Origin of the sequence: Kitasatospora brasiliensis (assembly GCF_032654805.1) — a bacterium.
GTDB lineage: Bacteria > Actinomycetota > Actinomycetes > Streptomycetales > Streptomycetaceae > Kitasatospora > Kitasatospora brasiliensis.
Map to the genome: position 1 here is coordinate 480,195 of NZ_JAUOOW010000001.1, position 16,776 is coordinate 496,970.

The following is a 16,776-nucleotide window of genomic DNA, read 5'->3' on the forward strand; positions in this document are numbered from 1 at the left end:
AGAATGCAGGAGACGATCGTGGTCAAATGCGGCGGCAACGCCGCCGTCGACCCAGCGGCAGTCTGTGAGGACGTCGCCGCACTGACCCGCCGCCGCCGGCCCGTGGTACTCGTGCACGGCGGTTCGGCCGACATCGAGCGGCTCGCCGGACGACTCGGTGTGGCGTCACGCCGCCTGGTGGCGCCGGACGGGGTGTCCGCACGCCACACCGACCAGGAGATGCTGGAGGTCGTCCACCTCGCGCTGGTCGGGCTGGCCAAACCCCGGCTGCTCACCGCGCTGTCGGCCGCCGGCGTGTCCGCGGTGGGCCTGAGCGGGCTCGACGGCGGCCTGCTCAGGGCCCGCCGCAAGTCCGCCCACCGGGCCGTGGTGAACGGCCGCACGGTGGTGGTCCGCGACGACCACAGCGGACGGATCACCGAGGTGAACGCGGCGCTGCTGAACGCGCTGCTCTCGCTCGGCCACACCCCCGTCGTGTCGCCCCCGGCCGTCGCCGAGGACGGACGGCCGGTGAACACCGACGCGGACCGGGCCGCCGCCGCGGTGGCCGGCGGCCTTGCCGCCGACACCCTGGTCCTCCTCACCGGCGCGCCCGGTGTCCTGGAGGACCCGGCGGACGAGTCCTCCGTCCTGCCGGTCTGCACCGTGCCGCGGTCCGGCCCGCCACCGTTCGTCGGCGGCGGCATGGGGCTCAAGCTGGTGGCCGCGCGGGAGGCGCTGCAACTCGGCGTCGGCCGGGTGCTGATCGCAGACGGCCGACGCCGGGAGCCGGTACTCGCCGCTCTTCGCGGCGAGGGCACGGAGATCGTCCTTGGCGGGCCGAGCCTCTCGGCCGCGGCCACCACCGCGAGCGGAGCGAGCCGATGACGGACATCATGCGCCACCCCACGGGCACGCTCTCCGAGCCCTACACGATCGGCCTGCTGCGGAGCATGCTGGAGATTCCCTCCCCGTCCTACGGCGAGGAGCGGATCTCCAGCCATCTCGTCGAGGTGATGCGGGAGTTGGGCTTCCAGGCCCACCGCGACCAGGCGGGGAACGCGGTCGGTGAGATCTCCCGCGGGCCGGGACCGACCGTGCTGCTGCTCGGTCACATGGACACCATTCCGGGCGAGATCCCGGTCCGGGTCGAGCACAGCCGGCTGTACGGCCGCGGCGCGGTCGACGCCAAGAGTCCCTTGGCCGCCATGATCTGTGCGGCCGCCGACGCGGTGGACTTCCGAGGGAAGCTGGTCGTGGTCGGCGCGGTGGAGGAGGAGACTCCCCTGTCCCGGGGCGCGATGCACATCCGCAACACCCACCCGCGGCCCGATGCGCTGATCATCGGCGAGCCCAGCGGCTGGCAGTCGGTGGTGCTCGGCTACAAGGGCAAGCTCGACCTGCGCTACCAGGTGGAGTGCGAGCCGACGCATCCGAGCAATCCGGTGCCCAAGGCGTCCGAACTCGCCGCCGAGGCGTGGTCGGTGCTGCTCGATCTGCTGGGGCCGGACGCGAGTCACGCCGGCTTCGGCACCCCCGGCGCCACACTCGTGGAGATCCGCGGCGACCTGGTGCACGCCGAGGCCGAGTTCAGCATCCGCACACCGCCCGGCTTCGACAGTGAGGGGCTGGTGGCCCGGCTGTCCTCACGGCTCCCCCAGGGACGGCTCAGCGTGATCAACTCGGTGGCCGCCTGCCGGGTCGGCCGCAACGATCCGGTGGTCCGGGCGCTCACCACGGCCATCCGCTCGCAGCAGGCCCACCCGGCCATGAAGCTCAAGACCGGCACCTCCGACATGAACACCTTGGCCGAGCACTGGGACGTCCCCATGGCGACCTACGGCCCCGGCGACAGCCGGCTGGACCACGCGGACGACGAGCACATCCTGATCAGCGACTACCTGCGCGGCATTGCCGTGCTCACCCGCGCCCTGACCGAACTGAGCGCGCACTTCGACGCGCAACCACGGCTCTCCCTGGTGCCCTCGGCCCGGGTGGAGGAGGATTCCTGATGCCGGCCACGGACACCCGCACCCTGGAGGAGCACGCACTCCGGGTCCGGGAACTGATCGTCGAGATGTGCGGCAATCCCGAGGGCGGGCACCTGGGTGGCTCGATGTCCCTGGTGGAGACCCTGGTGACGCTGTACCACTCGGTCCTGCGGATCGATCCGCAGCACCCGGACGCACCCGACCGGGACCTGCTGGTGCTCAGCAAGGGGCACGGGGCGATCGGCCTGTACGCGGCCCTCGCCGAGCGCGGCTTCTTCCCCGAGGAGGAGCTGACCGGCTACGGCGTGCCGGACGGCATGCTGACCGCGCACCCGAACCCCGCCGTCCCCGGCGTGGAGATGCCCACCGGTTCGCTCGGCCACGGGCTGCCGCTCGGGGTCGGTTTCGCGCTCGACGCGCGTCTGGCCGGCAGCGACCGCCGGTGCTTCGTGCTGCTGGGCGACGGCGAGCTGCAGGAGGGCTCGGTGTGGGAGGCGGCGATGGCCGCGGCCTCCCACCGGCTGGATCGCCTGGTCGCGGTGGTGGACCGAAACGGCCTGCAGATCACCGGCCCCACCGAGAACACGGCGGGGCTGGAACCCCTCGCGGAGCGCTGGCGCAGTTTCGGGTGGACCGCGATCGAGGTCGACGGCCACGACCCCGCGCGACTGCAGACCGCACTGGGCGGCGCCCCGCAGGTGGCCGGCCGGCCGACGGTGGTGATCGCCCGCACCGTGAAGGGCAAGGGCCTGCCCCACGTCGAGGGGCAGGCCCGGAGCCACTACGCACGTCTGGCCGGGCGTCAGCAGAAGCGCGCCCTGGCGGTTCTGGCCGCACAACGGAAGAAGACGGAGACGGTGGCATGACCACGAGCACGAGGGAGCCGGTACCGGCCGCGGTCGAGGCGCCCGCGGCGCGGCCGAGCCGAGAGGTGTACCGCGACCTGCTTGCCGAGCTGATCGGCAAGGACGAACGCCTGGTGTGCCTGGACAGCGACACCGGCCTGTTCTCGTCCGTGGACTGGGGTGCGGCACAGGACCGCTACGTCAATCTCGGGATCGCCGAGCAGAACATGATGGGGGTGGCGGCCGGTCTCGCCAGGTGCGGACGGATGCCGTTCGCGAACACCATGGCGGCCTTCGCCGGCACCCGTGCCCTCGAAGCCGTCAAGCTGGACATCGCGCTGAACAACCTGCCGGTCCGGATCGCGGCGACGCACAGTGGCCTGTCGGCCGGGCATCTGGGCTCGACCCACCACGCGCTGGAGGACCTGGCGGTGATGCGGCTCCTGCCCAACATGACGGTGCTGGTGCCGGCCGACGCCGCGGCCACGGAGGAGCTGGTGCGAGCCTCGCTCGACGTGCCGGGTCCGGTGTACCTGCGCCTCGGCCGCGGCGGCACTCCCGATCTCGGGGCGGATCTGCCGCCCCTGCGGGTGGGCGTGGCGCAGCGGCTGCGGTCCGGCCGGGACGTCACGCTGATCGCCACCGGACCCTACCCGGTGCTCGCCGCTCTGGCCGCCGCCAAGGAGCTGGCCGACGAGGGCATCGCGGCCGGCGTGCTCAACATGCACACGGTCAAGCCCCTGGACGTCGACGCCGTGGTGGAGGCCGCGGAGACCACGGCGGCCGTCGTCACCGTCGAGGAACACTGGGCCGCCGGGGGGCTCGGCTCCGCCATCGCCGAGGTCGTCGCCGGGCTCGGGGTCGCCTGCCCGGTGCGACGCGTCGCGGTGCAGGACCGGTTCGCGGCCGGCAGCGGAGGACAGCAGCACCTGCTGGAACGGAACGGGATCACCGCCGAGGCGGTGGCCGCCGAGACACGGCGCGCACTGCTCGGCCGCCGCGTCGGCTGATCCCGCGGAGCAGCTCGACGGTGACGGGGCCCGCGCGCTTGCGTGCGCGGGCCCCGTCACCGTCGTCGGTCACGTCTGTCAGCCGAGGTCTCCGGTGAGACAGAACTCGTTGCCCTCCGGATCGGCCAGCACGGTGTATCCGTCGTACTTGGTCAGCACCCGGGCGCCGAGCGCGGTGAGACGCTCGATCTCGGCACGCGCGTCGCTGTCCGGGGTGGGGCTGAGGTCGAGGTGGACCCGGTTCTTGCCGGCCTTCTCCTCCGGTACACGCATGAAGTAGAGGTTGACGCCCGTTCCGGGGTTGCGGACGACCGCCTCGTCCGCGCTGGACCATTCGGCCGCGTCCCAGCCTGTGGCCGAGGCCCAGAAGGCGGCGAGCTTCGCCGCGTCGGCCGAGTCGATCACCACGTTGTAGAGCTGGACACCCACGCGATTCTCCCGTTCCCAACAGTCCCAGTAGGTATGGCCGCTGTCCCGGGACCGCGGCCGTCGCACACAGAGCAGTGTGGCACGGGCGGCCAGGCCGCCCGTGCCACATCTGATGTTCGGTCAGTTCCGTTCACCGGCCGGCTGCGTGGGGGCAGGACTCGACTCCGGGTCACTCCCCTCCGAGGCGGACGCGACCACGTCGGAGACGCTGCGCAACCGCAGGATCGGGGACCCGATGAAGAAGCTCAGCGCCGCCAGCGTGCCGAGCCCGCCGATCACCATGGTGGCGCGCAGACCGATCAGGCCACCGAGCCAGCCGCCGAGCAGCGCGCCGATCGCGGCGGTGCCGGTGACCAGGAAGCGGTAGCCGGCGTTGGCCCGACCGAGCACCTCGGCGGGTACGGCGGCCTGCCGAAGACTGATCACCTGGACGTTGCAGACGACCACGCCCATGCCGTTGAAGAACAACGCGGCGCCCGCGATGACGGCCGTCAGCGTCCGGCCACCGCTCGCGGCCGGAATGACGAGCGGCGCGGCGCAGCCGATCACCATGGCGGTCATGATGGTGCGCCCGGTCCCCAGACGCCGTCCGAGCCACCCGGCCACCAGGCTGCCGGCGAACGCGCCCACACCGGCCATCGCCATCACCACGCCGACCGCCGTGGCCGGCAGGTGCACCTGCCGGGACAGGTAGAGCACGAGGACGGCCCAGAGTGCCTGGTTGAAGAGGTTGTAGACGGACGCCTCCCCGGCGATGGCCCGCAGATACGGGTTCCGCACGACCACCTTGAGTCCGACGGCGATCCTGGAGAGCACCGATCCCCGCGTTGCCGCTTGCCGGGGGGCCGGCTCCGGCCGCCGGATGAACATCATCGTCACGGCCGAGACGAGGTAGGTGACGGCGTTGACCGTCACCGCTCCGGCCGCGGACACCAGCCCGACCAGCAGCCCGGCCATACCCGGGCCGCCGGCCTGCGCGAGTGAACGGCTGCCCTCCACCCGCCCGTTGCCCTCGACCAGGTGCTCCCGGCCCACCAGCGTGGGGAGGTAGGACTGGTAGGCCAGGTCGAACAGCACGGTGAGGGTCGCACCGAGGAAGACCACGACGGCCAGCAGTCCGATGCCCATCACATCCATCGCGGTGGCGATCGGGATCAGTCCGAAGATGACCGCCCGGCCGAGGTTGGCCCCGATCAGGATCGGACGCCGCCTGCGCTCGTCCACCCACACTCCGGCGATCAGGGTGAACAGCAGGAACGGGGCGAACTGCACCGCGTTGACCAGGCCCATCTGGAAGGGCGTGGCGTGCAGGGTGGTGACCGCGAGCAGGGGAACCGCCAGCAGCGAGATCTGGGCGCCGAAGAGTGACAGCGTCTCGGCCGACCAGAACCTCAGGAAGTCCGCGTCGCGCCACAGCCCTTCCCGCTCGTGACCCCGGGGCGGCTCACTCGTCGATGTCACGCCTCACTCCTTCGTCCAGACACTGCTGGATCCGGTTCGCCAGCACCCGGAGGTTCGGGTGCTGCAGCATGGTGTGGTGGGTGCCGGGTACGACGTGGTGCCGCAGCCCGCCCGGGGCCAGCGCCCGCCAGCGCCCGACCTCGCCGTCGAGTTCGGCCTCGGCGCTCAGCAGGGTGATGGTGCCGTCGTAGGGGGTGCCGCGGTGACGGTGGAGGGATCGCGAGTTCGCCATGAATGCGGTGATCCTGGTGCCGGCGTCGGCCCGGATGCCGACCGGGATCAGCCCGGCACGCTCCAGGACGGACAGCACTCGGTCCACCCGCTCGGATGACGGGAGCCCGCGCAGGTCCGCCGGGTCGAGGTCCGGCACGGCGGCGCCCTCAAGCCCCGCGAGGTCGGCGACGTACGCCAGGAGCAGTTCGGCCTCGTCGGGCACCGGCCCGGAGGGCAGCGGTGCACCAGTGTCCAGCAGGAGGACGAGCGGCACCTCCTCACCCTCGGCGCGCAGTCGCGCCGCCATCTCCAGCGCGACGGTTCCGCCGAAGGACCACCCGCCCAGGTGGTAGGGCCCGTTCGGCCGCACCGTGCGGATGGCCGCCAGGTAGCGCTCCGCGGCCTGCCCGATCTCCTCGGCCGACCGGCCGCCGTGCAGGCCCGGATCCTCCAGGCCGTACACCGGCTGGTCCGGGTCGAGGAGCCGGGTCAGCGATACGTAGGGTGCCACCGATCCACCGACCGCGTGCACCAGGAAGAGCGGCGGCCTGCCGCCCCGCGCACGCAGTTCCACCAGCGGGGAAACCTCGTCGGGGAGCGGACCGGTCAGGAGCCGGTGACCGTCCACCGCCTCGGCCATCGCCGCGACCGTGGGCGCGGCGTACAGCCCGCGTACGTCGAGCTGAACGCCGAACTCGCGCTGGATCGCGGTGCGCAGTCGCACCAGGTCGAGCGAGCTGCCGCCGAGGTCGAAGAAACCGTCCTGAACGCCGATGCGGTCGGCCGCCGCCTCCAGCTGCAGCACCTCGGCCCAGAGGCCGGCCAGGCTCCGCTCGGTGGCGGTCCGCGGCGGCACCGGCTCGGCGGATTCGGCCAGGCTCGGGGCGGGCAGGGCGGCGCGATCCACCTTGCCGTTGGCGGTCAGGGGGATCCGGCCGATTGGCATGATCACCGACGGTACCAAGTGGTCCGGCACGAGAGTGGAGAGGTGGCCGCGCAGGCGGGTCGGCAGATCTGCCCCGATTCCGGGCCCGGGCACGACGTACCCGACCAGGCGCCGGGCGTCACCGGAGCCCGCCACGCCGACGCAGCAGTCGACGACGTCCGGATGCGCGAGCAGCGCGGCCTCGATCTCGCCCGGTTCGATCCGGAAGCCCCGGATCTTGACTTGCTGGTCCACGCGGCCCAGGTAGTCGAGCGTGCCGTCCGGCAGCCAACGGGCCAGATCTCCGGAGCGGTAGAGGCGGCCCATCCCTCCGGAGAAGGGGTCGGGGACGAACCGTTCGGCGGTCAGTTCCGGTCGCCCCAGGTAGCCCCAGGCCACACCGGGACCGCCGACCCACATCTCGCCGGGCACTCCCACCGGCGCAAGCCGACCGGCCCGGTCGACGACCCGGACCGCCAGGTCGGGCAGTGGGCGGCCGATCGGGCTACCGCCTGCGGCGAGCAGTTCCCGGGACAGCCGGCAGTGGGTGACGTGAACCGTGGTCTCGGTGATGCCGTACATGTTGACCAGCTGCGTCCGGTCCTCACCGTGCCGGTCGAACCAGCGCAGTACCGATTCGGTGTCCAGCGCGTCCCCACCGAAGATCACGAGCCGGAGAGCGAGCTCGGCCTCGGCCTTCTCGTCGGCGGCGACCAGTTGACGGAACGCCGCCGGGGTCTGGCTGAGAACGGTCACCTGCTCCTTCCTCAGCAGGCTGTGGAAGGCCTCCGGGGATCGGCTGTCCCAGTACGGCACGACGACCAGCCTGCCGCCGTGGGCGAGCGCGCCCCACAGCTCCCAGACCGAGAAGTCGAAGGCGAAGGAGTGGAAGAAGGTCCACACGTCCTGCGGGGAGAAGCGGAACAGTTCCTCGGACGCGCGCAGCAGGCGCACCACGTTCCCCTGGGGCACCATCACCGCCTTGGGCCGGCCCGTGGAGCCCGAGGTGTAGATCAGGTAGGCCAGATCGCGGCCGCCCACGGCCACCGGCCTGGTGTCCGGCGCGCCCTCGGCCGGGTCCGGCGTCAGCGGAAGCCGCAGGAAGTCGCCCGCGGGCAGTTCCGCGTCCGGGTCGGCCAGAACCACCTTCACCGCGGCGTCGTCGAGCATGAAGCTCAGGCGCTCGGCGGGATACCCGGGATCGAGCGGCAGATACGCGCCGCCGGCGCGCAGGATGCCGAGGATTCCGGCGACGAGCGCCACGGAGCGTGCTCCGCACAGTCCGACCACGTCGCCCCGGCGGACGCCCCCGGCCCGTAGTCGGGCGGCCGTCCGGCAGGCACGCTCGTGCAGTTCCCGGTAGGTGGTGCTCTGGCCGCCGTCCACGACGGCGACGGCGTCCGGCCGGCGCCGGACCTGTTCCTCGAAGAGCCCGTACAGCGAGGTGTCCGAAGGGAAGTCGGCGACCGCGTCGCCGGTGGCGGCCAGTTGCTTCCGCTCAGCCCGCGTGAGCAGGTCGAACGCGTCGAGAGGAGTGCCGGGCTCTCGGACCGCCTGCCCGAGCACCTCCCGGAAGTGGTCGACCAGGCGGACCATCCGGGCACGGTCGAACAGCTCGGTCGCGAACTCCAGCTGCAACCGCGTCCGCCCGTCCGCCGCGGGGATCGCGGTCATCGACAGGTCGAAACGCGACCTGGTGCCGGCTGTCGCCAGCTCCTCCACCTCGGTCCCCCTCAGCCGGAACGTCTCTCCGCCCGTACCGGCGCTCTGCAGGCTGAGACTGATCTGGAACAGCGGGTTGCGGGCCGGGTCGCGCCGGGCGCGGAGGGCGTCGACCACCATGCCGAACGGTGCGTCCTGGTGCGCCAGCGCGCCGACCACGGTCTCCTGGCAGCGTGCCACGAGTTCCCGGAAGGTCGGGTTCCCCGCCGTGCTGGTACGCAGCACCACCGTGTTCGCGAAGAAGCCGACGAGCTGCTCCACCTCCACGCGGGTGCGGCCGGAGAACACCGAACCGATCGCCAGATCGTCCTGTCCGGTGTAGCGGGCCAGCACGGTCAGGAAGGCGGCCTGCAGAACGGCCAGCGGTGAGACCCGCTCCGACCGGGCCAGCGCGGCCAGCGCGGTGGTGAGGTCGGCCGGCAGCTCCGCCTCCAGCTGTGCTCCCGCCCACGTCGGCGCCACCGGACGAGGCCGGTCGGACGGGAAGTCGACCACGGGCAGTCCGTCCAGCGTCCGCCGCCAGTACTCCAGCTGCCGTCCCAGCTCCTCCCGCGCCGGACCACGCCGCTGCCAGGCCGCGAAGTCCCTTACCTGCAGCGCGAGTTCGGGCAAGTCTCGGCCCTCGTACAGGGCCGCCAGCTCGGCGCTGACGAGGCCGCCGGACCATCCGTCCGTGACCATGTGGTGCATGGTCAGCAGCAGCACGTGGTCGTCCTCCGCCAGACGGAACAGCCGTGTCCGGAAGGCGGGCGCCGCGGCCAGGTCGAACGGGCGGCTCGCCTCCTCCTCGGCCAGCCGCAGGGCCTCCTCCAGGTCGGCCACCCGCTCGACGGATGCCGGCAGCTCCTCGGGCGAGGCGTCGACGACCTGCTCGGGTCCTCCGTGCGCCGCCGTGACGAACCGGCTGCGCAGGACCTCGTGCCGGTCCACCAGCCCGGTCAGGGCGCGCCGCAGCGCCCCGAGGTCGAGCGCGCCGCGCAGTCGCAGCGGGTACGACACGTTGTAGACCGGGGAGTCGGGGTCGACCTGGTGCAGGAACCACAGCCCCTCCTGCTGGTAGGAGAGTGGCCACGGGCCGCTCGACGGCGCCAGGGCCGCCAATTCCTGCGTGGGCTCGGCCCGCCGTCCGGAAGCGTCGATCCGGGCCGCCAGCGGTCGCAGCTCCGAATCGGTGAAGACCTGCCGCAGGTCGATCCGCGCTCCGAAGAGGTCGCGGATTCGGGAGAGGAGTCGGGTGGCCTGGAGCGAGTTGCCGCCGAGGTCGAAGAAACTGTCATGGACACTGATCCGTTCGACCGGCACATCCAGCAACTCATGCCAGATCCGGGCCAGACCACACTCCGTCCCCGTCACCGGCGCCGCATACGCCTCCCGCGCCCGCGCAACCGGCTCCGGCAACCGAGCCTGGTCCACCTTCCCGTTCGCCGTCAGAGGCAACGCCTCCAACACCACCACCTGCGAAGGCACCATGTGCAACGGAAGCCGGTCCAACACCACCGACCGCACCCGCGCCCCGTCCAACACCACACCCGGCTCCGGCACCACATAACCCGACAACCACGCACCAGGAGTCCCCGGCTCCCGCACCACCACCGCACACTGCCGCACCCCATCCACCCGCGACAGCGCGTGCTCCACCTCACCCAACTCGATCCGCAACCCACGGATCTTCACCTGCCGGTCAGCCCGACCCAAAAACTCAAGATTCCCGTCCTCCCGCCACCGCACCACATCACCCGTGCGATACATCCGCCCACCCGAACCCGAGAACGGATCAGGCACAAACCGCTCCGCCGTCAGATCAGCCCGACCCACATACCCCCGCGCCAACCCCACACCCGCAACGAACAACTCACCCGCCACACCGACCGGCACCGGCTCCAACCCACCGTCCAACACATACACCCGGTGATTGGCCATCGCCCGCCCGATCGGCGGCGACGCCACCACCCCACCAACCGGACACGCGTAATCCACACAGGCCACCGTCGCCTCCGTCGGCCCATACCCGTTGTGGAACGCCCGCCCCGGCCCCACCCAACGGTTCACCAACTCCGCCGGAAACGCCTCCAACCCCACAAACAACGCCCTCAGATCCACCAACGGCACAGGATCCAACAACCGCAACACCGCCGGCGGCACATCCGCCACCGTCACCCGCTCCCGCCGCAGCAACTCCCCCAACGCCACCGGATCCAACAACACCTCCCGCGGCGCCCCCACCACCGCGGCCCCCGAACCCCACGCACCAAAGAAATCAAAAACACTCACATCGAACGCCGGATTCGCAAACTGCAAAACCCGATCCCCCACCCCCAACCCGAACAACTCCCGGGCATTACACACAAACCCCACCGCCGAACGATGCGACACCATCACACCCTTCGGCACCCCCGTCGAACCCGACGTATAAATCACATACGCCAAATGATCCGCACACGTCTCCACCACCGGAGCAACCCCCGGCAAACCCCCCAAACGCCCCGCCTCACGCTCCAACACCAACCGCGGCACACCCGCCGGCAACAACCCCTCCAACGCCTCACACGTCACCACCAACCGCACACCCGCATCCACCAGCTGCGCCTCCAGACGCTCCACCGGATTCTGCGGATCCAACGGCAACCACGCACCACCCGACTTCAACACACCCAACAACGCCACCGGCAGATCCAACCCACGATCCAACAGCACCGCCACCACACCATCAGGACCCACCCCACCCACACCACGAATCAAATGCGCCAACCGATTCGCCCGCAGGTCAAGCTCCCCAAAAGACAACTCACCCCCCTCAAACCGCACCGCCACACCATCCGGCCGCTCACCAGCCCACCGCTCCACCAACCCATGCAGCAACAGACCATCCTCAGCCCGCCCCACCGCCACCGGATTCCAACCCGACAACACCTGCTCCCGCTCCACCACCCCCAACAACCCCAAACCACCCACCGCAGACCCCGGAGCCTCCACCGCACGCTCCAACACCCCACGGAAATGCCCGACCAACCGCTCCATCCGCACCCGATCGAACAACTCCGTCGAATACTCCACCGAGATGTCGAACCGCCCGCTGGGCGTCTCGGCCAGGGTCAGGCCGAGATCGAAGCGGGAGCCGCTGCCACGGTACGGCAGCGGCTCCGTCTCCAGCCCCTCGAAGCGGAAGCCGCGCCCACTGGTGCCGGCGGTCTGCAGGGTCAGACTGATCTGGAACAGCGGGTTGCGGCCCGGGTCGCGCTCGGGGCGGACGGCGTCCACCACCATGCCGAACGGTGCGTCCTGGTGCGCCAGCGCGCCGAGCACCGTCTCCTGGCAGCGCTCCACCAGCTCGGCGAAGGTGGGGTTTCCCGCCGTGCTGGTGCGCAGCACCACCGTGTTCGCGAAGAGTCCGACCAGCGGTTCCACCTCGGAGCGGGTCCGGCCGGAGAACACCGAGCCGACGGCCAGGTCGTCCTGGCCGGTGTAACGCGACAGCACCGTCAGGAAACCCGCCTGCAGCACCGCCAACAGCGAGACCCCGCTCGACCGGGCCAGTTCGCGCAGCGCGACACCCAGCTCCGCGGGCAGCTCCGCCTCCAGGTAGGCCCCGGCCCAGGTCGGCACCACCGGACGCGACCGGTCCGTCGGGAAGTCGACGACGGGCAGACCGTCGAGCCTCCGCCGCCAGTAGTCGAGCTGCTCGCGCATCTCCGCGCCCGCCAGGCGCCGGTGCTGCCAGGCGGCGAAGTCCGCCGGCTGGGTGGGGAGCTCGGGGAGGGTGTCCGCCTCCTGGCCCGCGTAGAGCGCCGCGAGCTCGTCGGCCAGGACGTTCGCCGACCATCCATCGGTGGCGATGTGAGGGAGCGTCAGCATCAGCACGTGGTCGTCGTCGGCGATCCGCACCAGCGTGGTCCGCATCACCGGACCCGACTCCAGATCGAAGGGGCGCCTCGCCTCCTCCTCGGTCAGCGCCACGACTTCCGCGTCCCGCTCGCCCTCGGGCAGGTCGACGAGGTCGTGGACCGGCAGGACCCACTCGTCGGGCGCCGGATCGATGACGAGGTACGGCTCGCCGTCCGCCTCCAGGTACCGCGTCCGCAGGCTCTCGTGCCGGGCGACGACTCCGAGCAGCGCCGCCCTCAGCGCCGCCGTGTCCAGCTCCCCGCGCAGGCGCACCGCGAACGGCACGTTGTACACGGACTGCTCGGGCGCGAACCGGGACAGGAACCACAGTCCCTGCTGCTGGAAGGAGAGCGGCAGCCTGCCCTCCCGGGAGACCGGGACGATCCGGTCCTGCTCGGCCCGTTCGGTGCGCTCGGCGCGCCGCTGACGGAGCCGCAGATCCAGCAGTGCCCGGCGCTTCTCTTCGATGGTCCTGCCAGTCACGTCAATCCCTTTCCCGAGCAGAGCAGAGCAGATCCCTGGCGGTTGTCACGCGCTGCCGCCCAGCAGGCGGTCCAGCTCCTCTTCGGACAGTCCGGCGATCTCAGCCGCCAGCTCGTCGTCCATGTCCTCGCTCCGCAACTCGTCGTCGATCCGGGTCGCGAGCTCCTGAAGCACCGGGAGGGTGAACAGCAGCCGCGGTTCGAGGGCGAGTTGGAACAGGTCGCGGATTCGGGAGAGGAGTCGGGTGGCCTGGAGCGAGTTGCCGCCGAGGTCGAAGAAACTGTCATGGACACTGATCCGTTCGACCGGCACATCCAGCAACTCATGCCAGATCCGGGCCAGACCACACTCCGTCCCCGTCACCGGCGCCGCATACGCCTCCCGCGCCCGCGCAACCGGCTCCGGCAACCGAGCCTGGTCCACCTTCCCGTTCGCCGTCAGAGGCAACGCCTCCAACACCACCACCTGCGAAGGCACCATGTGCAACGGAAGCCGGTCCAACACCACCGACCGCACCCGCGCCCCGTCCAACACCACACCCGGCTCCGGCACCACATAACCCGACAACCACGCACCAGGAGTCCCCGGCTCCCGCACCACCACCGCACACTGCCGCACCCCATCCACCCGCGACAGCGCGTGCTCCACCTCACCCAACTCGATCCGCAACCCACGGATCTTCACCTGCCGGTCAGCCCGACCCAAAAACTCAAGATTCCCGTCCTCCCGCCACCGCACCACATCACCCGTGCGATACATCCGCCCACCCGAACCCGAGAACGGATCAGGCACAAACCGCTCCGCCGTCAGATCAGCCCGACCCACATACCCCCGCGCCAACCCCACACCCGCAACGAACAACTCACCCGCCACACCGACCGGCACCGGCTCCAACCCACCGTCCAACACATACACCCGGTGATTGGCCATCGCCCGCCCGATCGGCGGCGACGCCACCACCCCACCAACCGGACACGCGTAATCCACACAGGCCACCGTCGCCTCCGTCGGCCCATACCCGTTGTGGAACGCCCGCCCCGGCCCCACCCAACGGTTCACCAACTCCGCCGGAAACGCCTCCAACCCCACAAACAACGCCCTCAGATCCACCAACGGCACAGGATCCAACAACCGCAACACCGCCGGCGGCACATCCGCCACCGTCACCCGCTCCCGCCGCAGCAACTCCCCCAACGCCACCGGATCCAACAACACCTCCCGCGGCGCCCCCACCACCGCGGCCCCCGAACCCCACGCACCAAAGAAATCAAAAACACTCACATCGAACGCCGGATTCGCAAACTGCAAAACCCGATCCCCCACCCCCAACCCGAACAACTCCCGGGCATTACACACAAACCCCACCGCCGAACGATGCGACACCATCACACCCTTCGGCACCCCCGTCGAACCCGACGTATAAATCACATACGCCAAATGATCCGCACACGTCTCCACCACCGGAGCAACCCCCGGCAAACCCCCCAAACGCCCCGCCTCACGCTCCAACACCAACCGCGGCACACCCGCCGGCAGCAACCCCTCCAACGCCTCACACGTCACCACCAACCGCACACCCGCATCCACCAGCTGCGCCTCCAGACGCTCCACCGGATTCTGCGGATCCAACGGCAACCACGCACCACCCGACTTCAACACACCCAACAACGCCACCGGCAGATCCAACCCACGATCCAACAGCACCGCCACCACACCATCAGGACCCACCCCACCCACACCACGAATCAAATGCGCCAACCGATTCGCCCGCAGGTCAAGCTCCCCAAAAGACAACTCACCCCCCTCAAACCGCACCGCCACACCATCCGGCCGCTCACCAGCCCACCGCTCCACCAACCCATGCAGCAACAGACCATCCTCAGCCCGCCCCACCGCCACCGGATTCCAACCCGACAACACCTGCTCCCGCTCCACCACCCCCAACAACCCCAAACCACCCACCGCAGACCCCGGAGCCTCCACCGCACGCTCCAACACCCCACGGAAATGCCCGACCAACCGCTCCATCCGCACCCGATCGAACAACTCCGTCGAATACTCCACCCAGATCCGCAGACGGCCGTCGGCGGCCTCGTTGACCTGGAAGGCGATGTCGAACCGTGAGGTTCCGTTCGGCACCGGCAGGCGCTCGGCGGAGAGCTCACCGAGACGGAAGGTGCCGACCACACTCTCGGTCAGCAGCGTGAAGCTGATCTGGAACAGCGGGTTGCGGCCCGGGTCCCGCTCCGGACGCAGCTCCTCGACGAGCGTGCCGAAGGGGATGTCCTGGTGCGCCAGGGCGCCGAGCACCGTCTCCTGGCAGCGTGCCACGAGTTCCCGGAAGGTCGGGTTCCCCGCCGTGCTGGTGCGCAGCACCACCGTGTTCGCGAAGAAGCCGACCAGCGGCTCGATCTCCGGGTGGGTCCGGCCGGACAGCACCGAGCCGACGGCCAGGTCGTCCTGGCCGGTGTAACGCGACAGCACCGTCAGGAAACCCGCCTGCAGCACCGCCAACAGCGACACCCGCTCGGAACGGGCCCAGTCACGCAGCGCGACACCCAGCTCCGCGGGCAGTTCCTCCTCCAGCTCCGCTCCGGCCCAGGTCGGCACCACCGGACGCGACCGGTCCGTCGGGAAGTCGACGACGGGTACGTTCTCCAACGCCTCGCGCCAGTAGGCGATCTGCTCGCCGAAACCGTCGGCGGCCAGGCGCCGGCGCTGCCAGGCGGCGTGATCGGCCGGCTGCACGGAGAGGGCCGGCAATGCGGCGCCCTCGTAGAGTCCCGCGAGTTCCGTGCTGACCACACCGAGTGACCAGCCGTCGACCGCGATGTGGTGCATGGTCAGTGTCAGCACGTGGTCGTCTTCGGCGATCCGCACCAGCGTGGTCCGCATCACCGGACCCGACTCCAGATCGAAGGGGGCTCGGGACTCCGCCTCGACCAGCTCGCGCAGCCGAGCGTCCCGGTCCCGCGCGGGAAGTCCGGTGAGATCGGTGAGCGGCAGCGGCCAGTCGGCCGGCGGCGCGTCGACGACCTGGTAGGGGACGCCGTGCTCGGCACCGAACCGGGTCCGCAGGCACTCGTGCCGCGCGACCAGCGCGACGAGCGCCGCGTGCAGCGCGGTGACGTCCAGCTCCCCGCGCAGACGCAGGACGCACGGGACGTTGTAGACCGGCTGGTCGGGCGCGAGTTGGTGCAGCGACCACAGGTGGCGCTGCTGGTCGGAGACCTGGAGCGGGCCCGTCCGGGGGACGGGCACGATGCGGTTGCGTTCCGCCGCGGCGGCCCGCAGCCGGTTCAGCTTCACATCGAGCAGCGCCCGCTTGATGTCGGACACCTGGCTCGTGCCCGCCTTGTTCTCGTCCGGTCCAGTCATGCTCATCAGCCGATTCCTTCGAAGCCTGTGCGATCCGATCCGGTGGTTCCTGGACGACTCGGACCTCACGCTAACGACGCGTACCGTGACACCGCGTCCACGATGACGTGGAACGCCTGCGCCGGGTTGTGGACACCCGGCTGACCTCAGGCCCCCTGGCCTGCCGCCTCGTCGAGCAGGCGCCTGGCCTCCTCCTCGGTGAGGTCCGCGAGGGATTCCAGCAAGGTCTCCTCGATCAGCTCGGCGAGCCGGCTGATGCTCCCCTCCGCGTAGACCACGGGCAGCGGAAGCGCGACTCCGAACCTCCCCTCGATCCGGGTCATCAGCTGCACCGCCTGCAGCGACGTCCCGCCGACCGCGAAGAGACTGTCGTCCGGGTCGACCTCGTCCGGCCCGAGGCGGAAGAGCTCCTGCCAGATGGCGGTGATCTCCTCCTCAAGCGCTTCTCGGTCACTCAT

General features: G+C 70.6%; 9 protein-coding genes. 4 read left to right on the forward strand and 5 right to left on the reverse strand.

Annotation, left to right across the window (positions count from 1 at the left end):
• Window positions 1–3: 3 nt before the first annotated feature.
• The 4 genes from QWJ13_RS02125 to QWJ13_RS02140 are packed head-to-tail and all read left to right on the forward strand — an operon-like array spanning window position 4 to window position 3,825.
• On the forward strand, window positions 4–867 hold the full coding sequence (locus tag QWJ13_RS02125; RefSeq protein WP_316520102.1) for a [LysW]-aminoadipate kinase: 864 nt from the start codon (window positions 4–6) through the stop codon (window positions 865–867).
• Complete coding sequence (locus tag QWJ13_RS02130; protein WP_316520103.1) at window positions 864–1,991, forward strand: M20/M25/M40 family metallo-hydrolase; 1,128 nt, start codon at window positions 864–866, stop codon at window positions 1,989–1,991. The genes QWJ13_RS02125 and QWJ13_RS02130 overlap by 4 nt, the downstream gene beginning before the upstream one ends.
• Window positions 1,991–2,836, forward strand: coding sequence for a transketolase (locus tag QWJ13_RS02135; protein ID WP_316520104.1), 846 nt, complete (start codon window positions 1,991–1,993; stop codon window positions 2,834–2,836). The genes QWJ13_RS02130 and QWJ13_RS02135 overlap by 1 nt, the downstream gene beginning before the upstream one ends.
• Window positions 2,833–3,825 (forward strand): transketolase family protein, encoded by a 993-nt coding sequence (locus QWJ13_RS02140; RefSeq protein ID WP_316520105.1) that lies wholly within the window; start codon window positions 2,833–2,835, stop codon window positions 3,823–3,825. The genes QWJ13_RS02135 and QWJ13_RS02140 overlap by 4 nt, the downstream gene beginning before the upstream one ends.
• Before the next feature lie 78 nt (window positions 3,826–3,903).
• On the opposite strand, the gene QWJ13_RS02145 is transcribed toward QWJ13_RS02140, so the two are convergent.
• From QWJ13_RS02145 to QWJ13_RS02165, 5 genes are all read right to left on the reverse strand, one after another.
• Window positions 3,904–4,254 carry a VOC family protein gene (locus tag QWJ13_RS02145; RefSeq protein ID WP_316520106.1) on the reverse strand — a complete coding sequence of 117 codons (351 nt, stop codon included), beginning with the start codon at window positions 4,252–4,254 and terminating at the stop codon, window positions 3,904–3,906.
• A 120-nt stretch (window positions 4,255–4,374) separates the two neighbouring features.
• Entirely contained in the window at window positions 4,375–5,715 is a 1,341-nt protein-coding gene (locus QWJ13_RS02150; protein WP_316520107.1) for an MFS transporter, read from the reverse strand.
• Window positions 5,699–12,940, reverse strand: coding sequence for a non-ribosomal peptide synthetase (locus QWJ13_RS02155; RefSeq protein WP_316520108.1), 7,242 nt, complete (start codon window positions 12,938–12,940; stop codon window positions 5,699–5,701). The genes QWJ13_RS02150 and QWJ13_RS02155 overlap by 17 nt, the downstream gene beginning before the upstream one ends.
• Window positions 12,941–12,985: 45 nt before the next feature.
• On the reverse strand, window positions 12,986–16,324 hold the full coding sequence (locus tag QWJ13_RS02160; RefSeq protein WP_316520109.1) for a non-ribosomal peptide synthetase: 3,339 nt from the start codon (window positions 16,322–16,324) through the stop codon (window positions 12,986–12,988).
• A 140-nt stretch (window positions 16,325–16,464) separates the two neighbouring features.
• Window positions 16,465–16,776, reverse strand: coding sequence for an acyl carrier protein (locus QWJ13_RS02165; RefSeq protein WP_316520110.1), 312 nt, complete (start codon window positions 16,774–16,776; stop codon window positions 16,465–16,467).